This is a genomic window from Colwellia sp. MB3u-55, from assembly GCF_014076785.1.
Classification (GTDB): domain Bacteria; phylum Pseudomonadota; class Gammaproteobacteria; order Enterobacterales; family Alteromonadaceae; genus Colwellia_A.
Map to the genome: position 1 here is coordinate 211,430 of NZ_JACGUS010000122.1, position 24,805 is coordinate 236,234.

A 24,805-nucleotide genomic window follows, 5' to 3' on the forward strand; every position below is an offset into this window, starting at 1 on the left:
TCTCAAGTAAGTTTTTTATAATGAAGAATCGCTTTTTTAGCTCTAACCTGTTTAATTGAATCTTTTTTACTTTGTTCTCTTAATTTTATAATTTTGCAACAATTAGCCTCATCTTGCTGCTGAATCCATTGTATTAATTCAGTAAAGTTGGAGGATAATGCATCATGATTATTTTGAGAAGATTCTTGGTAGATTATTTTTAACTTTTCCAATAAAGCATGACGTTCTACAAGCACACTGAGACACTGTTCTATTTCTTCACATAGAACTAAACTAGCAGCTTTAAGAGTTAATAAACGGATCTCTTCACTAAGTTGGGTGAACACAAAAACTAACTTATCTAACTTGAACTTTTGATTTCAGTAGAGTGTGCCCTTCTTCTTTATCACTTTCAGGAATATTTTTCCATGCATCAGCTAATGGTTTTAATAAATCAACAACTTCATCAATAATACCACAATCTAATGATACGCTTACTTGAGTTAAACGATCGATACAATAAGCATATAGCTCATTAAAATTTGTTGAAATTTCAGGCTCTGATTCCATATCTAAAGAATCTTGTAATGAACGTAATATACTCATAGCTTTATTGAGTTCTTTTGACTTGACCTCAAGTTCTTTACGATTAATGGCACCTTTAGCAATTGAAACACTCTTAAAAATCCCATCAAATAGCATTGAAATAATGCTATGAGGATCTGCAGAATTAATAGCACTGACCACATTTATATTTTGATATGTTCTTATATTATTACGCATACTCTCACCTTTATATTATGTTCTTTAGCGATATTACTCTGCATATACAGATAGTAACTGTCAATTAAGCCCTAGTTATTATCTGGTAAAGCAAGCGCTGATGTTAGAAAAGCACCTGTGGCGTTATATTGAGAAACTGTCGCATCTAAAAAGCTAAATTGATTTCTTAACGTTTCTTCATACGATCGTAAACGAGCTTGTAATTCACTAAATTCATCAGCAATACCACTAACGCGTTCATTTAAAATAGTTACTCTTTGTGTCAAAACACCATCGCTACCAATATAACCATCGATCATATCGGCCATTTGTGTGGCGATACCTGTAGGTGATGCAAAAAGCTCGCCAAGTTCAGTTAACTTATTCTCTAAGGTATTATCTAGCCTTTGCTGGCCGCTGCCAAAATTTTCATAACTAAACGTAGACTTCTCAAGTTTACCATCTCGGTTGAGCTCTAAACCTATATCACTCAAGCTTTCAATTGACCCCGTCAAGCCACTTACCGCTTGTATCACTGTGTCCGCTAACTCTCGTTTAACTTGTCTAACATTAGGATCAAAAGCTAATCGTCCTTGCTTAGCAGCACCTAAACCAATCAACTCATCTGCAAGTGCATTATAACCACTAATAAACTCCTCAATCAGTGCGTTTGCGTTTTCTTTATCTTGGGAAATAGAAAGCTCTGCAGGCTCTCCAGCTACTGTCAATTCTTTGACAGTAATAGTAATATCTTCAATAGTATTCTTAAATTCATTCGTACTACTTGTCACCGTAGTACCGGGTGAAGTATCAGAAGCGTCAATAACAATTCTAGCATCTTGAGCGATACGCTCTACCGAGTTGTTCGTTGATATACTATCAAGAGAAGCATCAGAGCTTGTTACCGACAAGGCGTTTGCAGCACCCGTAACTTGAGAGTCAAAGACTAAAAAAGACCCTGAACTACCATTAATTATATTGGCAGTAACACCAAAGTTTTCACTTTGCGCATTTATTTTGTCACGAATTGCAGAGAGGCTGTCTGCGCTTTCAATAGCCACATCAAAGCTATCTGTACCATTACCAAATGTTAATGTACCTGTGCCCACAAAGTCAGCAGAGCTGGTAAAGTTCTGTGAATGCAAACGTGTACCAGTCGCTAACTGTTCAACATCAATAGTGAAATCGCCATTACTGGCAGAGCCATTACTGGTTAAGTCAATAGCACTAGTTGAGGAAGTAATAATTTGTTTATTAAATGCATCACTTTTGGTTAACTTTGATAAGGTGTCATTAAATGTAGACATTGCAGATTTGAAGCTACCAACCCCTGAAAGTTCAAGCCCTAAGCGTTCTTCTTTTTCTTGTAGCCTTAATTCCTGAGGAATAGCTTCGGCATTAATGTAAGCCTCAACAATGCTCTCTAACTGCAAGCCTGAGCCTATACCTAAACTAGTAATATTAGCCATTATATATTCCTCAATGTTCAAACCTTTAATCTACTAATAGAACTTCTCAGATGAAGCCATTAGTGCTTTATACGTGACTATCGATAATCAAACCCGAAATGTTTTCAACTTCCTGATGAAGTTCTTTGATTCGTTCAGCCATTGAAATAATTTTTTCACTGGGAAACTGATTAATTACCTCATTTGTTTCTTTGTCAATCATAGTAATCACCATCTTTCCTGCGTTATTATCTCGAGAAAAAGCAACTTGTTTTAGTGTACTGTTAATAAATGAAGAAACAACTTCAATTGCTTCTTCGACCTCTGTATTAGATATTTCCTCTTTTACTTCTATTGATTGTGATTTTTGAACAATAGACTTTTTATCTTGTTCAGACTTACTTGTTTGTTCAATCAAATTATCATTTTGTTTAGCAGCATTACCTTGCTCTAAAGGCTGAGCGACAAAGCTATTTTCCACCTTAGCAGGAATTGCACTAATATTATGATTCATAACATTCACCATATCCATACTGTCTAAATTAAAAAGCAATAAAGGGCACTTACTAGTAAGAGCCCTTTAATTATGCCATTAATTATTTAACCTCGTTATTATTACAGTAATGATAACGCTATTTGTGGCTGTTGGTTAGCTTGGGCTAACATTGAGCTTGACGCCTGTTGCAACACACTATTTTTCGCTAGAATCGCCGATTCTGCAGCATAATCGGTGTCTTCAATACGTGAACGAGATGCTGCTACATTTTGCGCGGTATTATCATTAGAACGAATAGCCGAACTAAAGCGGTTTTGCTTAGCACCTAAGTCAGCACGAGAGGATGTGGTAGTTGCTAATGCTGTATCCATCAAAGTAATCGCTGCTTGAGCATTGACAGCACTATCTATACCACCAGTGGTTAAACCAGAGAAATCCGTATCCATTGATACAGAAATAACTTGGTTAGCATCAGCGCCTACTTGAAATTCTGCAGAGTAAGTACCGTCTAGTAAAGCTACCCCACCAAAACTTGTTTGGCTGGCAATACGTACAATTTCATTTTCTAACTCTGTATATTCATTATTAAGTGCTGTTCTGTCAGCGGTACTGTTCGAGCCATTCGAGGATTGGACAGCCAACGTACGCATGCGCTGTAAAGTATTCGTTACTTCATCTAAGGCACCTTCAGCAGTTTGCGCTAATGAAATACCATCGTTAGCATTTCGAGAGCCTTGATTTAAGCCATTCACTTGTGCAGTTAAACGACTAGATATTTGAAGGCCAGCAGCATCATCTTTTGCGCTATTAATACGTTTACCTGAAGATAAGCGCTCGTATGAGGTACCTAAGTCATTTGTAGCTTTTGACAATTGGCGTTGTGAATTTAATGATGCGATATTACTATTTACTGATAAAGCCATTGTAAACTCCTGAGTGTATACACTCTTATATATTAATTTATATTAAAAGTTACTCTAAATTTTTATCAGTAACTTGTCGTACAATTGTTATCGGGTCTACATAAAATAACTTTAACCTTTTTTGTAAGTAAATTAGAAAAAAACCAACCTAAACCCATTACCTTTTGAATTTAAATGATATTTTATAAAAAAAATTATGAAATATATTTAAATATCTAATAAGTCAGCTATTATCCCCTTACAAAGCTGTATGTGACATGGGGGATAATCAAACCTTAATGTTATAACAACTTAATGCAGGTTTTGCATTATAACTTAAAAGGAATTTAACAAAATCATCTTCAAACACCTCACACATACAAGTATCTTATAAGTCGACACTACCTTGGAGTACTTCAATTTACTAGCTTGTATTTCAATAAAATCACACACTACAACTTGAAAGTATAACTTTTCTTCGTAATCAATTAATACTTTTGACTAAAAGAACGTTTAGATACTCTTTTTAACTATGTGCTAAACTCATTTTATAGCTTTATTAGATAATTCACCACTACCGCTGTGCCAAGTTACGGTTAGCTGTGTACCTATAATTTCCTATCTCTTTATTCACATTCTACTGTTAGCTGTTGAGCATTTTCCATTTTAATTACATATCCCTTAGCTAAGTTGACTCTATTCTTTTTTAAATTAACATGTTTAATAACTTTGCTAGGCATAAAAAAAACCTCAACGAGGCTTTAATATTTACTCATCAGGCTAAGTTTATTGTAATAAGCTTAACGCAATTTGTGGCTGTTGATTAGCCTGGGCTAGCATTGAACTCGATGCTTGCTGCAATACACTATTCTTTGCCAGTATAGCAGATTCTTTAGCATAATCAGTATCTTGAATTCTTGAACGTGACGCTGACACATTTTGTGCGGTATTATCATTTGAGCGAATAGCAGAGCTAAAACGGTTTTGCTTAGCACCTAAATCTGCTCGAGACCCAGTAGCCGCTGCTAAAGCGACATCCATATTTCCAATAGCTATTTGAGAATTTGCGGCTGAATCTACTGATCCCCCTGTACCAATACCAGAAAAATCGGTTGAAATTGAAACAGAGATAACTTGGTTAGCATCAGCACCTACTTGAAATGATGCCGAATATGTACCATCTAACAAATTAACCCCACCAAAACTTGTTTGACTCGAAATACGTATTAACTCATTCTCTAGCTCAGTAAATTCTGTATTTAAGGCTACTCTGTCCGCCGTACTATTAGATCCATTCGCTGACTGAACAGCTAGCGTTCGCATACGCTGTAAGGTATTAGTAAACTCATCTAACGCGCCTTCAGCCGTTTGTGCTAATGAAATACCATCATTTGCATTTCTTGATGCTTGATTCAAACCATTTATTTGTGCAGTTAAACGGCTTGATATTTGTAAACCAGCTGCGTCATCTTTTGCACTGTTAATGCGTTTACCTGAAGACAACCTTTCATACGAGGTACCTAAATCATTGGTTGAATTTGCCAACTGACGCTGGGAATTCAACGATGCGATATTACTATTAACGACTAAAGCCATTGTTATCATCTCCTAATGTAAGCGTATAGTTCTTTGCCGATAACAACATCTTTAAGAACCGTACTGTATATTTTTTGACACATCAATAATAAAGCATATTGTATGCCAACACTTTTAAATGTAATTAAATAACGATAAGTCCTTCATTTTCACAAACATTTGCTGAGCGGCCTGAAGTGCTACTTGAGATTGCTCAAAAGTAGATATCGCTTTAGCAAAATCTAAATCTTCAATATTTGATTCTCCCTTTGATAAAACAAGCTCGTTATCAAGGTGATGCTCTTTCTGTTGTTCAATAAGGGACCGTCGAACACCGGCATCAACTTGACGTGATGTCATATGATTAAGAGCATTATCTAATTGTGATAATATCTCTTGATAATCAACCGCACGTTGAGTCTCACTCGTACTCCCACTTTGATTCATCCAATCAGTAGCAGCTTTAATGGTGTCAAAAATACTAATATTTTCTTCTGGTGATAAGGTAAATTGGTCATTGGGCAATGGGTTGCCGCTTATTTGAACTTCAACACCGTTAAAGGCAATTTCTTGCCCAGCTATATACGGAGCAGTAGGATAGACCGTATTATTATTGCCATCAGTTACAGTTAAATCGTTAGGCAAAGAAAAAGTAAAGGTGTAACCCGGAGGATTATTAACGTCGTCATACTGGCCAGGAGTAGCGATTACAGCTTGTGAAACATGGATACCCGAAGTGTTCGTCGTATAACTTGGAGTAAAGTCTCCTATTGAATTAGGTACATCCATAAAGGCCTCATCTCCCGCTTGATTTGTTGCTACCATCACGTTTCTAGAAATTTGAACTTCTCGAACGCCACTATCACCTAAGTAATTAACGCTTTTGTCAGGTTGCATAGCAAAGGGTTCTTTATCAGTTTGAAAACCAGCAAAGATATAACTACCTGTTTCATCTTTACTATTGGCAATATTAAGTAATTGTGATTGACTATTACTCGCTAATTCAGCCAAAGCATTTAGGTCGCTATCTGATAACGTGCCATTATTCGCTTGAATAAAAAGCTGTTTAAGCTCTTGCATTAATCCTTCTGCATTAAGAAAAGATACTTCTTGAGAGCTGTTTCTATTTTCGGCTTGGGTAATATTGCGTTGATACTTTTCAATATTCTGTAAACCTTCCTTATAACCGGCTAATGTACCAAAATATACCGCATCATCTTTTGCAGTTAGAATTCGCTTTCCACTTGAAATATATCCTATTTGTTCATTTACATCAGACGATTTATTAGTGATTTGCTGAGTATTTTGAAAATAAAATTGAGCTGTAGATACACGCATATATAACTCCTACCTAGACGCTTGTAGCAAGGTATCGAAAATGGTATTAGCAATTGAAATGATTCGTGATGATGCTTGATAAGCTTGTTGAAATCGCATCAAATTTGCTGCTTCTTCATCAAGGTTTACACCAGAAATCTGTTGGTTTCTGTTATAAGCTTGAGTATGTAAAGCTTCAGCAGTTTCTGACACTAATTCAGCTGAACTTGCTTTAGCTCCGACATCAGATGTTGAAATAGCTAAACTTTGACTGAAAGTTTCTTGGCCAGAATTTAAGACTCCCTTTTCTTGAGTCAGCGCCATAAAAGTGGCATTAGCTCCATTACCTAAACCAAAAGCATCGCCAACGGTAAATTCTTCTGGTGCTAATGCACCTTGACCTTTTGGCTGACCTGTAATTTCAATTTGAAATGCAGCGGGTGATGCAGAAGGAGGCATTCCAATAACAGCACTATTACCCGCTAAAAAAGTGCCCGAGGCAATTGCACCAGCAACTGATGGGGGAGTTGGTGGAGGAGATAAAGGGTCAGCGTCATAAACACGATAAGAAAAAACACCAGCAGAGCTTTCATAAACATCAACTAATAATCCCTTATTGGTTGTATCAGCGAATGTTCTTGCGGTAACAGGATCGGTAACGTTAACAATACTAATTTTACCATCACTGACATTATTATCGGAAACAGCCACACCTACAGAGGTACTAGCGGCAATGTTTTTACCATCATTTAGCGTTACGGCCATTAATGAAGCACTATTTTTTGTCAGTCTGATGAGGTAACTATCATCAATGGCAGGTGTTCCTGATAATTCTGTAAATTCAAAACCATAATCAGGATTTGACGTTGTATAAGTGCCAGAGCCTGGTGCTCCAAGATTTTGTAAACTACCATCATTCATATTTGTCATGATGTAATTTGTACCATCAAATCGAACTTCGAATTCATCCGTTGGTATTTTAGAAATGTCGGTAATATTGACACTGGCAGACAAACTTCCAGCATTCGTTGAAGGTGAAAGTACACGCCCGGCTTGTAAAGCAGTGGAATTTATATCGGTAAAGATATTAAGTCCCTGTTGAGCATTTAAATCTAAGCCTCCGGATTGTGATTGATTTAAAGTCTCTGAAATAGCCATAGCCATTCGATCAACTTCACGTCTTAGTTGCGATAAATGCTCATCTCTAAGCTCAAATTTAGCTGCCAACGAACCTCCGAGAACAGAACCATTAAGCGCAACTGAACTATTAGCTCCAACAATTCTAAGCTCTGTAGCTTTAGAATCAGGATCTCCTGAAACAACACTTAATGATAAAGGTGTTATTCCCGCAACTAAAGTCGCGCCATTACCAATCATTACTGTCATAACACCATTGGCATCAACGATTGTATTAACAGAAGTATACTCTCCAAGTTCATCGACCAGTTGATCACGTTTATCAAGCAAATCATTTGGTTGACCATGCAAAGTTAAATCTTGGCTTTGTAATATTTGCTCATTAATTTTTGCCAACTCACCTGAAATTTTCGAAATAGCATTCGCCATTTGTACTATTTCACCATTCGCTGATTTTTCTAATTGTTCAATATTGTCATTTAATGTATTAAAGTCACTTGCTAAAACACCTGCTTGATTTAACGCAATACTACGTAGACCTATATCACTTGGGTTATCAGCAATACTATTCATTGTTTGGTAAAACTTTTCGATTGAGCCATTAATTGCAGCACCCGAAAAAGACATAATTTCGTTAAGTTGATCTAAGTCTTTATGCAAGGTATCTGCATTACCTAAATTACTTTGATTACTAAGTTGCTCTTTATAAGTAAATTGATTGTAGATGCGTGAAATGTCTTGAACATAAGTGCCTGAACCAACAAAGTTACCCCCACTGTATAATCCAACCGAGGAGTTTTGTTCTGCGCGTTGTCGGTTATAACCTTCGGTATTAACATTGGAAATATTATGACCCGTTGTCGCCAGCTGCTGCTGTGCGGCAAGTAAACCACTAACACCTGTGTTATATAAGTTAACCGACATGACTTCACTCCTAACCTAACCAAAACTCAATGCATTTATATGCTGAGCGCTTATTTACTTATTTAGTAAACTGGTTACGGTTCGTAGTGTTCCCTTAATTTTTTCTGCGTATTTGGGATCCGTCGCATAACCAGCACTCTGTAGGTTATGCAGGAAGTGTTCCACATCGCCAGCTTTGTCTAATGCATTTTTATAGCGTTCGCTGTTTGAGAGAAACTGCATGTAATCATTAACGCTGTCACTAATGGTTTCATAAACGCGAAAGGGTTCACGTTTTTTAACCATAGCACCTTGCTCAAATTCAAGGGTTTCCTTATTAATTTTGTCGCCATCCCAGCGTTTATCGGCTTTAATGTTAAACAAGTTATTAGAGCTTTGACCACTTTCTGTTTTGATGATTTTTTGTCCCCAGCCAGTTTCTAATGCGGCTTGAGCTATAACAACTTCAAAGGGAATATTTAACTTTTCTTCAACGCGTTTAGCATCTTCGGTTAATGCCATAACAAAGTCTTTAGGTTGCTGATACTGAGGCTCTTGCATGGCAAGCATTTCATAAACCGACGGTTTGTTATCTAACGAATTTGCCGTGTTAGACGAAGAAGGCGCTCGTTGTGGCATATCAAATAATGCTTGTCGATTATTAGTTGAACGATCACCTGAGTCATTAGTTTGACGATCCTCGGCCGAAATAAGGATCCCTGTGTCGACAATTGACTTGCCTTTATTATTATCTTCGCTGAGTAAGCCGTTGCTTTTACTGAAGCGATTATCACTTTGTAAAAATGACTGCGGGGTAAAACTTTCAGTGTCACCACCTAGCTGGCGAACGATTAAGTCTGATAAACCTAAAGAGCCGTTATTTGATAATTCTAATGACATTTGTTGGTCATGCATATCACGATAAAATTTTGTACTTTCTGAATTAAAGGGACTATCTGACTCTAAAACGTCTTGTGCTTTACGCATACTTTTCATCAACATTTGCATGAAAATCGCTTCAAACTGCTTAGCCGCTGTTTGTAAAGCCGCATCTTTTGAGCCTTTATCAGTTTCTTTAGACTGTTGGCGAATAGAATTCAAGCCATTGATGTCTAAAAAATTCTGAGAATTAGCGGTCACAGATGCTTGCGGTGCCAATGAAGTTAGTGAAGATTGAGTCGGTGTAATCATAAGCTTTATTGATCATTAAATAATGATCAATTCTCCTCGTAATGCGCCCGCTTGTGATAGTGCTTCAAGAATTGCCATAACATCACCAGGGCCGGCACCAATTTCATTAATCGCTCGAACGAGTGTGTCTAAACTTACCCCCGGATTAAAAACAAACATCCGGTTATCATCTTTATTAACGTTAACAATAGATTGATTCGTTACCGCCGTATTGCCATCAGCAAAAGCATTAGGCTGTGACACATCTCGTGTTTCATTAATCGTTACCGTAATACCACCATGAGTAATAGCCGCAGGCAATAAGCGCACATCAGAACCGATCACGATAGTACCGGTACGGGAGTTAACAATAACTTTCGCCGCCGGACGTGAAGGTTCGAATTCTAAATTTTCTAAGGCAGCCAAAAAGCTGACTCGTTGGCTCGCATCTCTCGGTGCATTAACTTGAATAGAGGTTGCATCAATAGCGCGAGCAATAAAAGTGGCGGGGTCGTTAATGTTAGCAAACTCGCTATTAATGACTCGCTCTAAACTTCTCGCACTACTGAAATCAGAATCTCTAAGATTAAAGGTAATATAATCGCCAGAAGTAAATGGTGAAATAACTTCACGTTCAACCATAGCACCATTAGCAATACGGCCTACGGTTGGTGTATTAACAATAACTTTTGAGCCATCTAAACCTTCAGCACCTAAACCGCTAACGACTAAACTGCCTTGAGCAACGGCATAAGCATTACCATCAATACCCATGAGAATAGTTTGTATTAATGTTCCACCACGTAAGCTTTGCGCACTGCCCATTGAAGAAACTGTAATATCAATTTTTTGGCCAGGTTTAGTAAATGCGGGTAACTCAGCATGAACTGCAACCGCAGCAACATTTTTAATTTTTGGTTTTAAATTAGCCGGCATAGTAATACCAAAATTACTTAACATGGTTTTGAAACTTTGCTCGGTAAATGGACTTTGTTCGCCTGTTCCAGGTAAACCCACCACTAAACCATAACCTATCAATTGATTACTTCGGACACCAGCAACATCGGCTAAATCTTTAATTCGCTGTGCAGAGCTCATCGAACTAAACAAAAATGTTAGCACCAAGATAGTAACTTTCATACTTCTGAAAAAAGTGTTCATAATAATACCTATTGAAAGTTTATGTTCAATTAACCCTAAAGGGGCCACCAAGAGCTCGTAAAGAAACTTGATAACCAACCTTGTTCTTGTACATCAGCAAAAGTCCCAGTACCTGCATATTCAATGCGCGCATTAGCGATTTTACCAGAAACAATGGTGTTACTAGAGCTAATATCTTGTGCGCGAATAACACCGGTTAAGCGAATAAATTCGTCACCGTTATTTAAAGTCATCCATTTTTCACCACGGATCATCAAATTGCCATTGGGCAAAACACGCAAAACATGTACAGAAATATGACCGTTTAAGCTATTACCTTGGTTAGACTTTGAATCACCACTAAAGTCAGAGCCTTGGTTATAGCCAAATTGAATGGCATTATTTTTAAAGTTTACTGCAGCGCCGCCTAAACCAATAATAGGATCTAAACTGGCACTATTTTCTTTACTCAACTCTGTTTTAGCATTTTTCTGTGCTTGTGTACTTTCACTTAACGTCACTGAAATAATGTCACCAACACGATGAGCTTTTGAGTCAGAATAAATATTATTAACGTAGTTAGCTCTAAACAGTGAACCCGTCGGGATAATAGAGGCTTCTTCCATTTCGGGTAAAATCGGCGCAAAGTCAGGATCGTCAGGTAACGTTTTGGCCTGTTCAACACTGGCACAACCCGTTATTGATAAAAAGAAGATAACTAAGACTAAGTGAATTTTCATAAGAGATTCCTTAACGCTATAACTGCTGATTAATATAACTAAGCATTTCATCAACTGCTGAAATTACTTTTGAGTTCATTTCATATACCCGTTGACTTTCAATCAAGTTAACAAGTTCTTCGGTGGTATTTACATTCGAGGTTTCTAGCGCGCCTTGCACTATCATGCCAAAACCTTCTAAACCTGGAACCCCTTCTTGTGGAGCACCACTAACCGCTGTTTGAATGTATAAATTTTGCCCTATTGGCTGCAAACCGGTCGGGTTAACAAAGTTAACTGTATTAATTTGACCGATAACAGCAGGATCAGGTTGCCCCTGAAGAGTTACAGAGACTTCACCATCTTGAGAAACAATAATACTCAACGCATCAGGCGGAATAGTTATTTGTGGTTGAATTAAATAACCCGCGCCCGGTGTAACCATATTGCCCTCTTCATCCATGGTAAATTGACCATTTCTTGAATATGACGATGTACCGTCAGGGAGTTGCACTTCAAAAAAACCTTCACCTTGGATCATTAGATCTAAAGCGTTATCGGTAGTTTGCATATCACCTTGGGTATGAATTTTTTGCGTAGCCACCACTTTTGTACCCGCGCCAAGCATTAAGCCTGAAGGCATCTCTGTATCTTGTGCAGAGCGACCACCTGGCTGATTAATCGTTTGATAGAGTAAATCTTCAAATACGGCACGACTTTTCTTAAAACCTATAGTACTGGCGTTAGCTAAATTATTAGAAATTACCGCAATATCTTTTGTTTGCGCATCTAACCCTGTTTTACTTATCCATAATGCTGGGTTCATAAATCACCTCAAAAATTATTTATTTAAATTAGAAAGCACGTAATAAAGATGCTGAACTTGCATCAACTTCTTCGGCTGTTTTCATGAGTTTTAATTGCATTTCAAACTGACGTTGCAAAGAAATCATCGCGGTCATCTCCCCAATAGGGTTTACGTTACTTGCTTCAAGCATGCCGTTTTCGACTTTGACATTGACGTCAGCATTCTCATTTAGTCCATCTTTTCGACGAAACAAGCCATCAGCACCTTTTGCTAACTCTTGCACCCTCGGGTTAACCATTTTTAGACGACCCACTTCTTCTTGAAGAGAACTAGGTGCTCCTTCAGGCTGAACCATGATGGTGCCATCTTTACTGATATGAATATTATTGACTGGTAGAGGTATAAATATCGGGCCAGTATCTCCTAAGACAAGCTCACCTTTAGAGGTTTCTAAAGCACCTTCTTCGTTGAGTCTAAATTGGCCATCACGTGTATAACCTTCAGTACCATTTTCAGCTTGAACAGCAAACCAACCCGGCCCTTGAATGGCAAGATCTAAATCTCGAGAAGTTTGCATCAAAGAACCACTGTCAAAGTTTTGGCTGGCATTTTCTGTCATGGCAAACACACGAGAAGGCAAGCCTTCGCCAAAAGCTTGCATTGAACGCGCCTGTGCTAAATCGGCTTTAAAACCCGTAGTCTTAGCGTTAGCAAGGTTGTTAGCATTAACGGCAAGCGAATGCATATTTTGTTTCGCACCGCTCATTGCGATATAAAGCATTTTGTCCATAACAGATCTCTAAAATTGTATCTTACAATGAGAAATGCAATAACAGTGCCAGAAGAAATATGACAAGAAAAGGAAGATGAAAAAGTAATCATTTTATCATCAACAAAAAGGAGACTACTAACGTTTTAAAAGACAAGTAGTTAAAGACTGTCCGCTGCTCGGGCATTGACATGTAAAAAAGTATTAATGCGATGAAATCATGGATGCCTAAGAATGGCTATGTTTCGCTCTAAATCTATACCGTTCACCCTGAATATAAAAAGAGATAAAACATTTTACGTTTTATCTCTTTTATTTATCATAGACGACATTATTTTAAAAATTTATTTATCGAATCTGTAAAATAGTTTGGTTTAGCTGGTTATCAACTTCTAGTGCTCGAGAGTTAGCCTGAAAATTTCGCTGTGCTGAAATTAAGTCGATTAATTCTGTGGTTAAGTTAACGTTTGATTGCTCTAATGCCGATGAATTAATAGTACCAAAAGTACCTGAACCCGCCTCACCAGCCAATGCTTCACCAGAACTAATACTTTCTTTCCATGAAGTATTACCGATTTGTGTTAAGCCCTGTTCATTCGCAAAGTTTACTAAAGCAATTCGTGATAATGGTTCTGAAGTACCATTACTGTATGTCGCTCGAATTAAACCATCACTACCAATATCTATACCCGTTAATCGACCAACCGCTAAGCCATCTTGCTCAAGCGAAGTCACTTCAAAGTTTGAAGCAAACTGCGTAGGTTCATTTGGATTAGGGCCAAGAGGGTCTAGATTGAAATTAATTTTCACAGTTTGAGTTGGATCAGCACCATTTGATAATATCGTTGCTCCAAGTGGAACTGTAACAGCACCACCGTCACCTGGCATAGGTAATTGTGCAACGAAATCACCTGAAGAATCAAAGTACATACGCATACCAGTAACACCGCCACCTGCTGATAATGGACCTGAATTACCACCACCTTGTGGATTTAATATTGGTGTTCCAGGGGGTTCTGTTGGATTTGGATCTGTCTGTCCACCTGGATCAGCCAAGTCTACGGGTATACCATCAACGCCAGCAAACATCATCCACTGATTAGCATTAGTCGAAGGGTTATCTTTAATAAAGTAATAAGTCATTATATGACTATCACCTAATGAATCAAAAATAGTCACCGAAGTTGAATGGTTAAAAGTCAACGGATCCTCGGGATCAAAGTTACCTGGCGCACTACTAATCCAATCACCACCAGCAGGTAAGTTCATTCTTACATCTACTTCACTGGTTTTCTGAGGAGCACCAGAGGCAGTAGGGATACGAATAGGCTCCGCTGTACTTAAACTTACTGACGCAGAGGTGCCGTCAGGGTTAACTGGGAAACCTAATAAATGCTCACCCGCAGAGTTAACAACAAAATTACTGTCGTTTAATTTAAACTGACCTGCCCGGGTATATGACGTTTCCAAAGAGTCAAGTTCAGGTACTGTTGCATAAAAACCATTACCCGTAACGGCTAAATCTAACGCGTTATTAGTAAACTGAATACTACCTTGCTGAAACTGCTGAGCGACATCTGCCGTCAAAACACCGTCACCCACTTTTGTTTTACCCGAAGCAAGTAATGATGCCGCATACACATCAACAAATTCCGCACGCGACTCTTTAAAGCCGGTGGTATTAACGTTAGCGATGTTATTTGATGTAACATCCAAATCTTTTTGAGCAGCGTTTAATCCGCTCAACGCTATATTAAATGACATAATTGCACCTCATATAAAAAACTGTTTATCTTAATTATTTCTAATTTTCGAGTATTCACTCTTCATTGAAATAACAGTGGCTTAAATTTATTTAGTTCGAAAAACTATTAATTTAACCTTCTGATACTTCCACCACATCTGCTAGTGCCATGGAACTGCCACCATTAAGATTTAATAAAATATTTCCACCTGCACCGGCTAACGTCACACTATCAACTTTACGATAGGTCATCGCTTGTAATTCTGATGCTTCACCTTCCACTAATCCTGCAATTCTAAAACGATAAGCACCTTGTGGAGCGGACTCGCCATTTGTCATCTTGCCGTCCCAATTAAAGGTAAACTCACCTGCAGCCACACTGCCAACAGGGACTGTTTGAATAAGTTCTCCAGCGGTGTTTTCAACATAAATATTTACATTACTTGCCGCTTTATCCGTGACCATTTTGCCTTTAACGGCTTCACCTTCAGCCATACCAAAAACATTATCATCAACTAAAACGCTGCGACCCACTAACGAGGAGGCCTGTAATGCTTGACTCGATGACATGGATGCAGCAAATGAGGTAAATTGTTCATTTAGTGTTGCCACACCGTCAGTCGTTGAAAACGCGGTCATTTGCGAAATCATTTCATTATTTTCAACGGGCTTAGTTGGATCTTGATGAGAAAGCTCTTTGGTCAGTAACGCAAAGAAATCTTCTTGCGTTAACATACCATTGCCATTATCCGTCTTTGTAACATCTTCCTTTTGCCAGCGCATGCCATCTAAAGGTTTACTTCCGCTTACTGTTTCCATATTTTATCCCACCTTTAATTGTTACTTGCCAAGCTGTAAGGTTTTATTCAGCATATTTTTTGCTGATTCAGCCAATTGAACATTTGTTTGATATGAACGTGATGCTGAAATCATATTGGTCATTTCTTCAATCACGTTTACATTGGGTTTATAAATGAAACCATCTTTATCTGCCATTGGGTGTCCCGGAGAGTGCTGAATATTTAAAGGCTGATCGCTTTCAACAATGCCTAAAACTTTGACACCTACGCCTGAGTCATCTTGTCCTGCGGCAGCTTTTTGCATCTCTGCGGCAAAAACCGGATGCCGTGCTCGATAGGTTGCATCAACACTACTGCTAACGCTATCAGCATTAGCAATGTTACTTGCGGTGGTATTTAAGCGAACAGATTGAGCGCTCATACCCGTGCCAGATATAGTAAATACGTTAAATAGGCTCATAATTATTGCCCTGCTCCGGTGATGGCTTTTTTCAAGCCTTGAATCCTGCCAGTAAGAAATTGAATACTGGCTTGATACTGCATTGAGTTTTCTAGATACAAGTTTCGTTCCACTTGTGCATCTACTGTATTACCATCGCCAGTATCTGGTTGATCGGGTGTTCTAAATTGCACACCATTATTGGTTGCAATGCGAACATCAAAATGCTTTTCGTGGGTTCGTGACATACCTGATTGTTGCTTTTGAGAGGCTTGCGCTAAGGCAGACTTAAAGTCCATGCCCTTGGCTTTATAGCCGGGTGTATCTGCATTAGCAATATTACTAGCAATAACTTCTGCACGTTTAGAACGAACAGCAAGTGTTTGTGGGTGAATGCCCAGTGCTTTTTCAAAAGTGATAGCCATAGTGTTACCTCCAAATCAATGAAGATAACTATACAATTTCTATGCCAACGGGGATTTGAGTGGAGTATATTAAGTCTTTTTCTGGTAAATGATACCGGGATTACAGCGAACCATATCAAAGTTTTGGTTTAAACCCGTCAAGGATTCTGAGGCGCCAAGAAAGAGATAGCCGTTAGGGTTTAGCACGCCTTCAATTTGAGATATTATTTGCTTTTTAATTTCTGGTGCAAAGTAAATCAGTACGTTACGGCAAAAAACAATATCAAACTTACCCATTAAACTATAACTATTTAGGAGATTTAGTTGCCTAAAGCTAACCATTTTCTTAATCGAGTCTTTGATTTTCGACATACCTTTATCGCCATTTTCAAAAAACATTCTTTTACGTTCGGCTGATAAACCTCGTGACAACGCTAAATTGTCATAATGGCCATACTTACAATGCTCAAGCATAGTATTGGAGATATCAGTGCCAATAATTTGAACACCTCCCGAAAATGCAGCAGGATTACTTTGCTTAAATTCTTGAACTGCCATCGCAATAGAATAAGGTTCTTGACCTGAAGAACTTGCTGCTGACCAAATTTTCAAAGGCGTTCTTTTATTTTTAAACTCAGGAAGTAAGCGTTTTTTCAATAGTTCAAAGGGGTACTCATCACGAAACCATAAGGTTTCATTAGTCGTCATAGCGTCGATAACCGCGGCACGTAACTGCCTTTCAATTGGACTGAGAGTACGAGTGACTAAATCACCTAATGTGGTAACATCAAATTTTGCCATTAAAGGGGCTAAACGGCTTTTCACTAGGTATTGTTTATTTTCACCTAAGACAATGCCACATTGTTTCTCTAGGAAGACTCTAAACTGATGATAACTGCTATCATCAAGCTGTCGGATTGACACTTCTATATTCCGCCTTAAATTATTATTATCATTTATTAACGATAGAATACGCTAAAAACAATGGGTTAATTAGCATTATTTTCTAGTTCATCTTTCTTTAACCATTTTTTTACTGCTATGGCTAATTCATCAGGATGAAACTTTGGAATAAAATCTTCTGCACCTACTTTAGCAACCATAGCATTATTAAAAACTCCGCTTAGCGAAGTATGTAAAATAACCGGCATAGCTTTCAATCGGTCATTATTTTTAATCTCAGCGGTTAAGGTGTAACCATCCATTTCAGGCATTTCTATGTCAGAGATAAGTAAAGCGACTTTTTCAGTAATGGATGAATGACACTCGGCTTCTATAGCGAGTAATTGATCTAAAGCGTCTTGGCCATTTTTAGCTAACAACATTGTTAAGCCTAAAGGTTCTAAAGCTCTTCTCACTTGATTTCTAGCTACGGTTGAATCATCCGCGATCATAATGACTCGCTCGCCAAGACTCACTCCAACACTCGCATCAACAACATCTTCACTTAAATCTGTTGAAATAGGATTAATTTCATTTAAAATTTTCTCTACATCTAAAATAGAGACCATTTTTTTGTCTATTTCTGTAACAGCGGTCAAATAGCTCGATTTACCAGCGCCTTCTGGAGGAGGCATAATATCTTTCCAGCTTAACGTGACGATTCTCTCAACACCGCCTACTAAAAAGCCCTGCACACTGCGATTGTATTCTGCAATAATGACAAAAGAATTTTCATCTGGCACTATTTCTGGGCCACCTGTCGATTTGCTCAAATCGATCACTGAAATGGTTTGGCCACGAATATGGGCAACACCTTTAATAAAAGCGTCTTGTCCTGGCAGTAAGGTTAAGCGCGGACAAGGCATAACTTCACGTACTTTAAAAACATTAATACCAAAACGTTGCGGTCCGACTAAACGAAAAAGTAATAATTCAAGTCTATTCTGTCCAACCAACTGAGTGCGTTGATTTACTGAGTCTAAAATTCCTGCCATACAAACCTCATTTTACTTAATTCACAAAAAGGCACACTTCTTGATTGTGCTTATAGATATATGTTGAACGTTCAATTTTTTGACGTTTAGTGCGTATTCGTCTGCTTCTAATTATTGTTACACTAATACATAAATTAAGCATAGACGAGTATTTTAATTTCCCTAGCAAATAGTTGACAAATTTATGAGCATATTCAAGATATTTATCATTCTTTCGCTAATCTCAGCGTTTTTTTCAAATATAGCCTTTGCCCAAACGATGGACAGACAGCAAATTCAAGATTTTGTTACACAATTTATAAAAAATAATACACCATTGCCAAAGCAAGGAAAGATAAACGTTTCAGTCTCTACTTTAGATCCCAGAATTATTATTCAACCTTGTTTAACACCTTTAATCGCAAATATACCTGAAAATCATAATGGTAGAAACGTAAATGTTAAAATAAATTGCGACGACCCATCGTCTTGGTATCTTTATATTCCTGCAAAAATTCAAGTGGTCATACCGGTAGTTGTTGCAAAAAGTATCATTAGTAAGGGCAGTAGAGTTGATAGTTCAAATGTCACCATTGAATATCGCGATAAATATAGAATTCGTGGTGAGAGCTTAGATGATACCAGAATCGTTATTGGTACCCGAGCTAAAAGAAAGTTGAGGGCGGGTGTCATTCTAACTAAAAAAAATATTTGTTTTGTTTGCAAAGGCAGCCATGTCACGCTTATTGCGCAATCGAATACGTTGACAATAAAGACCTCCGGCATAGCCCTTGAAGACGGGGGGCTTGGCGAGCAAATAGCGGTTGAAAATGAAGGCAGTGGTAGAACGGTAACAGGGCGAGTATCGGCTATCAACGAAGTGATAATTAATTTATAATAATGGTTAAGTTATTAGGCTGCTTGCCGATAACAAGATAGTGAATATCAACCCGTTATCTATAGGATAGTATTATGGCTATAAATATCAATAACTTGTCAAATAACAGTCAAGTAAAGCAAAAGCTTGATCAACAAGTACAAGTCAAACAGCAAGCCACACAAAATGCAGCAAGTAGTGAACAAGGAAGATCTGTAGGTAAAGATTCAGTCTCTTTAACACCACAAGCTCAACAGTTAAATGAGTTACAAAAGAAAGCGAATGACGCACCAGCCGTTGATCAGAAAAAAATCGATCAACTCAAAAAAGCCATTGCAAATGGTGAGTATAAAGTTGATCCTGAAAAGCTTGCTGCCAGTATAGCAAATTTCGAATTTAAACTAGGCTAACAGTTTACTGTTAACCTAATCACAGGAGTTACACCTGATGACAGCGTTAGCAGCAGAGCAATTAATTGCTCAACAGTTACATAACCTACAGCAGCTTGATGAGCTGCTCAGCGTTGAAAAAGAAGTCTTACAAAAACAAAGCCCACAAGCATTAACTGCCGTTACCGAGCAAAAAGAGGCTTTGCTAAAAGCCATACAGCAACTTGATGAACAAAACGCTCAAAATATTATTTTGAAAAACGAAGTTAAATCAGGTATTCATCAGCAAGAGATTGCTGAAATTGAAGCTATTTTACTGCGTTGTAAAGACAAAAATCAGGTTAACGGTCAAATCATACAGCAATCTTCACTTGCCGCTGAACGCATGAAAAACTCCTTGCTTGAGAATCATAACCGCTCATCAATGACCTACAATAGTAAGGGAAAGAAAAGTGGTGGCCTTAGCAGTTTAGGCATTAAAGCTTAGTAAAAACAACACGCTAATTAACAAAAAAAGCCTCAACTTAATAATAAGCTGAGGCTTTTTTACAGAAAAAACTAAAACGACTTTATTAAACTAGTTTAGCTTGGCCGCTCATCTCCCCTTTGGCAACTACGATAGCTGAGCGTAAACTTGTCATTAATGATGAGTAAGCTAAGCAAGCCTAACCAAATAGTTTCCCTAGTTTTTCTTTTGCTTTATCTTTGAGCTTATCTTTTTGTTTATCTTCAAACTCTTTCTTTTTCGCTGCGACGATATCTGAGTTAATCAGCTCATCTAATGCTTTATCACTATCTCCGATGAGTGCTTCAACATCCATTAGAGACTCAGCTTCCTTATTACTTACCCCTAAAGCTTGAGTAAGCTTAGTGCTTAACCCTGCTTTAATGTCAGATTTGAAGCTTGTTAATTTAGTTGATACCTGCTGCACCATTGAATCTTTTAATTGGTTATCAAGTGGCGATGATATAGATAACGTCGGAGCCGTTATTTTACCTTTTGCAGTTATGGTTAATGCCAACGACTTAAGAGACTGAACTGTGTCAATAAAGAGTGTACTTAACTTCGAAGTGCCAGCACCACTATATTGAGTGTTAGCCAGGTTAAGTTTATTTTCACTGTCAATTTGGTCATCGATGAATGAAAAAGCCCCCTTACCTGATAATAAGCCACTGTTAAGATCTAAAGTAAAAGCACTTGATTTTTGTAGTGAAACATCTTTTAAGTTGACGTCGACAAGTTGCCACTGCCCCTTACCTACTAAAACATCTTGCTTATCTAGTGAGAAAGCTAACCCTAAGGTTAATTTCCCCAAGCCCTGTACGTTGTCGCTTTTAACGTTAATAACACTATTATTACCTCGTACCCAGTGCTGATGCGTCAATTCTTTGCCGCTAATTGCAAATTCACCTTGTGGCAATATTAAAGAAAAATTTGCTTGTTCAATAAGTACATCAGGCAAAGGTTTTTCATCATTAAACTGCACATAACGACCTTGATCGCTAGCTACTGGTGCTTCTTTATCAACTTTTGAAGATTTAATTAACGGTGCTATATTTCGATAAACGGTATCAGCATAGCCAAAGTATTCTCTTGCTTGCTCACCAAACAACAAGTGAGCAAAATCAGCACCATCGACACTATCAAGTTGGTACTTGCTCTCAATGTTTTTCCAATCGGCGCTTGGCGCATCTTTTAAAGCTTTAGTTTGTTCACTTAATAATGTTTTTGAAGCGCTAACTTGCTGCTTTGCTTTTTTCATGACCGCTTGGTCAGCTTCAAACTTTGTTTTTAGCACGGTAAAATTTTTATTAAGCTTTTCAAGATCGGCTAAACTTTCTATCTTAATATTAGCAAGTTGCTCTACTTGCTTTTTATAGTCTGCTAACGCGTCTTTAGTTGGGAGTGTTTCATAAGCAGCTTGCAGCTTTATCTTTTCGATTTGATAACTTTGCTCTAAAGCTTTGCCACGCTTGACTGTTAGCAAATCACTATTATTAAGTAAATCTTCAGCTTTAGGTAGGCTAACATCAAGTTTAGGCAACATTGAATCACCTAAGCCGTCACTGCCATTTTCAGTATCGTCACCAAGTCTATAGACTTCACCGACCGACTGCCTAGGCTGATTGATTCTTAACTCAGCAACATTTAACTCGCTAATATATAACTTACCAAATAAATATTGCCAAACATCAACACCGGCAGAGGCTTGTGAAAAACTCACCAAATTATGGCTAGGTTTTTCAGGATCGGTTGCTTGGAAACCTTCAATACTCAGTGTTAAGGGTAAATAGTTAATTTCAACTTCGTTAACATTAACTTCAGCACCTAAATACCATTCACCTGATTTTTCTATACCTTTCTTAACTAAAGCGTCAGCAAATAAATAAATAAAAGCGATCAATAATCCCATAACCACAAAAAAACCGACTAGCCCTTTCCAACGAATAAAACGACTCATTACAACTCTCCTTGGCCAGAAACGTGGCTATAAATACAGTAGAACTTTGATGCTTTTAATGCCTTAACAATACGGAACTTCTCAAAGAAGGCTTTAATATGTAGTCGATACTTTTCAATTAAAAAGTTACTCAGATAATATAACGGCACTGCTAATAAACAGCCAAGCACCAAAGCACCCAACGTATAAGTATGGTGGAGGTGGCCTATTTTAAATAACGAAGACTGATATAAAGCATCAAATAAAGGGTGTAATGACTTTGCTGTTAGTAATGACTCACCAACAGTAACGATCAATGATGATAACAAATAACTTAACCCTTTAAAGAATCCCCAAGCGACTATAAAACCACCGATATTGACTCTTAAAAATAAAACCACGAATATAAAAGCAATATTATGCAAGGTAAGCAGTGGCGATAGTCCAACGATAAAACCTAACGCTATGGCCAATGATATTTGCCGAGTAGAGCTTTCTGAGTTCAGTGCATTGAACAGTTTAGCGAGTAATGTAAGCATTCCTTTTCCTTTTTTGTGTTCTCTTACTATCTATTTACCACTTAAAGCTTAGTGGGTTAAGTATAACTAAGTAAATAAACTAAAGCAGGCTTATACATTAGCGCTACTATTGCGTTTCTTTACGGGTATAAACAAAATCATTACCTTGACTCATTTCTTCACTATATTGATAGCCAGCAACATCAAAGGATTTAAGTTGTTCAACCTCTGTTAAGCGATGTTCAATAATATAACGTGCCATTAAACCTCGTGCTTTTTTGGCAAAGAAACTGATCATTTTAAATTGACCATTTTTCCAATCTTTAAATGCTGGAGTAATTATTTCACCTTGAAGCTTTTTTTTATTTACTGATTTAAAATATTCATTAGAGGCAAGGTTAATTAACACTTTATCACCCTGCTGGGCCAATGCTTCATTGACATGGTCAGTAATAATGTCTCCCCAAAACTGATACAAGTTGCTGCCACGATCATTCGCTAACCTTGAGCCCATTTCTAAGCGGTAGGCTTGCATTAAATCAAGAGGTTTGAGTAAACCGTATAATCCTGACAAAATTCTCATGTGTTTTTGTGCGAAATCAAAATCATCTTCATTAAATGTTTTGGCGTCTAATCCGGTATAAACATCACCATTAAACGCTAATACCGCTGGGCGAGCATTATCAACAGTAAAAGGCATTGACCATTCACCAAATCGAGCAGCGTTTAACCCAGCAAGTTTATCACTAATGCCCATTAAGGTTGATATCTCTGCAGGTGTTAATTTTTGGCAATGGTCAATTAAATCTTTACTGTGCGCTAAAAGCTCAGGTTGAGAAAATTTATTAGTGGGTAATGGTGACTCAAAGTCTAAGTTTTTAGCTGGAGAAACAACAAGTAGCATAACGGTCCCGTTTAATACAATATCAAAATATATAACCCATATAATACAATAAATCCGCTAAACATGAAGATAAATGATAAGCCAATTACCGTCATAGTTAAAAAAATGTCGAACATACTTGCTATATATTGAAAATTTGTTACAAATATAGTCATATTAGGCATTACATCAAAGGTTTATCACTTTTTCAGCCATTTATGTTGTAATAATTCTCCAATTTTAAGTTTTTCGTAAAAAGGTAAAGGACATGACTAACCAGCTTTCTCAATTAAAAAAAATGACTACAGTAGTTGCTGACACCGGTGATATTGAAGCAATCGCAAATTTTCAACCACAAGATGCAACCACAAACCCATCGCTATTATTAAAAGCAGCATCACTTGAAGGTTATCAACATTTACTTACCGAAGCGGTAACATGGGCAAAGGCACAGTCATCAAATACAGAACAACAAGTTATTGATGCCGCTGATAAACTATCAGTATTAATTGGCTTAGAAATTTTAAAAACAGTACCAGGTCGTATTTCAACAGAAGTAGATTCACGTTTATCTTTTGATACTCAAGCTTCAATTGCCAAAGCGCATAAGCTTATGGCGATGTATAAAGAAGCAGGCATTAATAACGATCGTATCCTTATTAAACTGGCATCAACTTGGGAAGGTATTAAAGCGGCAGAGCAACTAGAAAAGGTTGGTATTAACTGTAACCTAACTTTATTGTTTAGTTTTGCTCAAGCACAAGCTTGTGCCGAATCAGGGGTTTATTTAATCTCACCTTTTGTTGGCCGGATCTTAGATTGGTACAAAAAGGATAGCGGTAAAAGTGAATACGCAGCGGATGAAGACCCTGGTGTGATCTCGGTAACTAGCATTTATAACTATTACAAAGGTAAAGGTTATAAAACGGTGGTGATGGGAGCAAGCTTTAGAAACATAGATGAGATACGTCAACTTGCCGGATGTGATCGTTTAACGATAAGTCCAAACCTGTTAGACGAATTATCGAAGTGTAGTGACCCGCTTGAGCAAAAATTATTTAGTGAGCAACCTAAATTAGCCGCTCAAGAAAAATTATCAGAAAGTAGTTATCGTTGGGCAATGAATGAAGATGCTATGGCCACAGAAAAGCTTGCTGAAGGGATCAGAAATTTTACCCTTGACCAGATAAAATTAGAAAAACAGCTTGCTGAGTTACTTTAATAGCTATTTTTCATACGGTTAGTTTAAAATAAAACCTAAAAACAGTT

At 37.6% G+C, this 24,805-nt stretch carries 26 protein-coding genes; 4 read left to right on the forward strand and 22 right to left on the reverse strand.

The window, feature by feature from the left end; genetic code table 11:
• Positions 1-2: 2 nt before the first annotated feature.
• The 19 genes from H4J66_RS17130 to H4J66_RS17220 form a co-directional block, all read right to left on the reverse strand.
• A complete protein-coding gene (locus H4J66_RS17130; RefSeq protein WP_182176163.1) occupies positions 3-326 on the reverse strand; it encodes a hypothetical protein in 324 nt (107 codons plus the stop codon).
• A gap of 10 nt (positions 327-336) precedes the next feature.
• Positions 337-762, reverse strand: a complete 426-nt coding sequence (gene fliS / locus H4J66_RS17135; RefSeq protein WP_182176164.1) for a flagellar export chaperone FliS — start codon at positions 760-762, stop codon at positions 337-339.
• Positions 763-833: 71 nt separating this feature from the next.
• Positions 834-2,210: a flagellar filament capping protein FliD gene (gene fliD, locus H4J66_RS17140; protein ID WP_182176165.1), complete on the reverse strand. Its 1,377-nt coding sequence runs from the start codon at positions 2,208-2,210 to the stop codon at positions 834-836.
• A gap of 67 nt (positions 2,211-2,277) precedes the next feature.
• Positions 2,278-2,703, reverse strand: coding sequence for a flagellar protein FlaG (locus H4J66_RS17145; protein WP_182176166.1), 426 nt, complete (start codon positions 2,701-2,703; stop codon positions 2,278-2,280).
• Between the two features lie 101 nt (positions 2,704-2,804).
• Positions 2,805-3,608, reverse strand: coding sequence for a flagellin (locus H4J66_RS17150; RefSeq protein ID WP_182176167.1), 804 nt, complete (start codon positions 3,606-3,608; stop codon positions 2,805-2,807).
• Positions 3,609-4,373: 765 nt separating this feature from the next.
• Complete coding sequence (locus H4J66_RS17155) at positions 4,374-5,183, reverse strand: flagellin (protein WP_182176168.1); 810 nt, start codon at positions 5,181-5,183, stop codon at positions 4,374-4,376.
• A 114-nt stretch (positions 5,184-5,297) separates the two neighbouring features.
• Positions 5,298-6,500 (reverse strand): flagellar hook-associated protein FlgL, encoded by a 1,203-nt coding sequence (flgL, locus tag H4J66_RS17160; RefSeq protein ID WP_182176169.1) that lies wholly within the window; start codon positions 6,498-6,500, stop codon positions 5,298-5,300.
• Between the two features lie 9 nt (positions 6,501-6,509).
• Positions 6,510-8,540, reverse strand: coding sequence for a flagellar hook-associated protein FlgK (flgK, locus tag H4J66_RS17165; RefSeq protein WP_182176170.1), 2,031 nt, complete (start codon positions 8,538-8,540; stop codon positions 6,510-6,512).
• Between the two features lie 54 nt (positions 8,541-8,594).
• Positions 8,595-9,710, reverse strand: a complete 1,116-nt coding sequence (gene flgJ, locus H4J66_RS17170; protein ID WP_182176171.1) for a flagellar assembly peptidoglycan hydrolase FlgJ — start codon at positions 9,708-9,710, stop codon at positions 8,595-8,597.
• Between the two features lie 15 nt (positions 9,711-9,725).
• The gene (locus H4J66_RS17175) at positions 9,726-10,850 is read right to left on the reverse strand and encodes a flagellar basal body P-ring protein FlgI (protein WP_404842767.1); all 1,125 of its coding nucleotides are present in this window, start codon (positions 10,848-10,850) and stop codon (positions 9,726-9,728) included.
• A gap of 35 nt (positions 10,851-10,885) precedes the next feature.
• Complete coding sequence (flgH, locus tag H4J66_RS17180; RefSeq protein ID WP_070374648.1) at positions 10,886-11,569, reverse strand: flagellar basal body L-ring protein FlgH; 684 nt, start codon at positions 11,567-11,569, stop codon at positions 10,886-10,888.
• A 16-nt stretch (positions 11,570-11,585) separates the two neighbouring features.
• A complete protein-coding gene (flgG, locus tag H4J66_RS17185) occupies positions 11,586-12,374 on the reverse strand; it encodes a flagellar basal-body rod protein FlgG (RefSeq protein WP_070374649.1) in 789 nt (262 codons plus the stop codon).
• 28 nt (positions 12,375-12,402) lie between these two features.
• Positions 12,403-13,146: a flagellar basal-body rod protein FlgF gene (gene flgF / locus H4J66_RS17190; protein ID WP_146799142.1), complete on the reverse strand. Its 744-nt coding sequence runs from the start codon at positions 13,144-13,146 to the stop codon at positions 12,403-12,405.
• 327 nt (positions 13,147-13,473) lie between these two features.
• Positions 13,474-14,889, reverse strand: a complete 1,416-nt coding sequence (gene flgE, locus H4J66_RS17195) for a flagellar hook protein FlgE (protein ID WP_182176172.1) — start codon at positions 14,887-14,889, stop codon at positions 13,474-13,476.
• Positions 14,890-15,001: 112 nt separating this feature from the next.
• Complete coding sequence (locus H4J66_RS17200; protein ID WP_182176173.1) at positions 15,002-15,688, reverse strand: flagellar hook assembly protein FlgD; 687 nt, start codon at positions 15,686-15,688, stop codon at positions 15,002-15,004.
• Positions 15,689-15,709: 21 nt separating this feature from the next.
• Entirely contained in the window at positions 15,710-16,129 is a 420-nt protein-coding gene (gene flgC, locus H4J66_RS17205; RefSeq protein ID WP_070374653.1) for a flagellar basal body rod protein FlgC, read from the reverse strand.
• A 2-nt stretch (positions 16,130-16,131) separates the two neighbouring features.
• Positions 16,132-16,533, reverse strand: a complete 402-nt coding sequence (gene flgB, locus H4J66_RS17210) for a flagellar basal body rod protein FlgB (protein ID WP_182176174.1) — start codon at positions 16,531-16,533, stop codon at positions 16,132-16,134.
• A gap of 69 nt (positions 16,534-16,602) precedes the next feature.
• Positions 16,603-17,436 (reverse strand): protein-glutamate O-methyltransferase CheR, encoded by an 834-nt coding sequence (locus H4J66_RS17215; RefSeq protein ID WP_182176175.1) that lies wholly within the window; start codon positions 17,434-17,436, stop codon positions 16,603-16,605.
• A 65-nt stretch (positions 17,437-17,501) separates the two neighbouring features.
• Positions 17,502-18,449 (reverse strand): chemotaxis protein, encoded by a 948-nt coding sequence (locus H4J66_RS17220; protein ID WP_182176176.1) that lies wholly within the window; start codon positions 18,447-18,449, stop codon positions 17,502-17,504.
• A 184-nt stretch (positions 18,450-18,633) separates the two neighbouring features.
• On the opposite strand from H4J66_RS17220, the gene flgA reads away from it, so the two are divergent.
• The 3 genes from flgA (at position 18,634) to flgN (ending at position 20,181) form a co-directional block, all read left to right on the forward strand.
• A complete protein-coding gene (flgA, locus tag H4J66_RS17225) occupies positions 18,634-19,326 on the forward strand; it encodes a flagellar basal body P-ring formation chaperone FlgA (protein WP_182176177.1) in 693 nt (230 codons plus the stop codon).
• 74 nt (positions 19,327-19,400) lie between these two features.
• Positions 19,401-19,715: a flagellar biosynthesis anti-sigma factor FlgM gene (gene flgM / locus H4J66_RS17230; RefSeq protein WP_070374658.1), complete on the forward strand. Its 315-nt coding sequence runs from the start codon at positions 19,401-19,403 to the stop codon at positions 19,713-19,715.
• Between the two features lie 37 nt (positions 19,716-19,752).
• Positions 19,753-20,181 carry a flagellar export chaperone FlgN gene (flgN, locus tag H4J66_RS17235; RefSeq protein WP_182176178.1) on the forward strand — a complete coding sequence of 143 codons (429 nt, stop codon included), beginning with the start codon at positions 19,753-19,755 and terminating at the stop codon, positions 20,179-20,181.
• Between the two features lie 178 nt (positions 20,182-20,359).
• On the opposite strand, the gene H4J66_RS17240 is transcribed toward flgN, so the two are convergent.
• The 3 genes from H4J66_RS17240 to yaaA all read right to left on the reverse strand — a co-directional run bounded on the left by H4J66_RS17240 (position 20,360) and on the right by yaaA (position 23,557).
• The gene (locus tag H4J66_RS17240; RefSeq protein WP_182176179.1) at positions 20,360-22,156 is read right to left on the reverse strand and encodes a TIGR03545 family protein; all 1,797 of its coding nucleotides are present in this window, start codon (positions 22,154-22,156) and stop codon (positions 20,360-20,362) included.
• Positions 22,156-22,674: a TIGR03546 family protein gene (locus tag H4J66_RS17245; protein ID WP_182176180.1), complete on the reverse strand. Its 519-nt coding sequence runs from the start codon at positions 22,672-22,674 to the stop codon at positions 22,156-22,158. Before H4J66_RS17245 ends, H4J66_RS17240 begins: the two co-directional genes overlap by 1 nt.
• 106 nt (positions 22,675-22,780) lie before the next feature.
• Positions 22,781-23,557 carry a peroxide stress protein YaaA gene (yaaA, locus tag H4J66_RS17250; RefSeq protein WP_182176181.1) on the reverse strand — a complete coding sequence of 259 codons (777 nt, stop codon included), beginning with the start codon at positions 23,555-23,557 and terminating at the stop codon, positions 22,781-22,783.
• 247 nt (positions 23,558-23,804) lie between these two features.
• On the opposite strand from yaaA, the gene tal reads away from it, so the two are divergent.
• Entirely contained in the window at positions 23,805-24,758 is a 954-nt protein-coding gene (tal, locus tag H4J66_RS17255; RefSeq protein WP_182176182.1) for a transaldolase, read from the forward strand.
• Positions 24,759-24,805 lie beyond the last annotated feature (47 nt).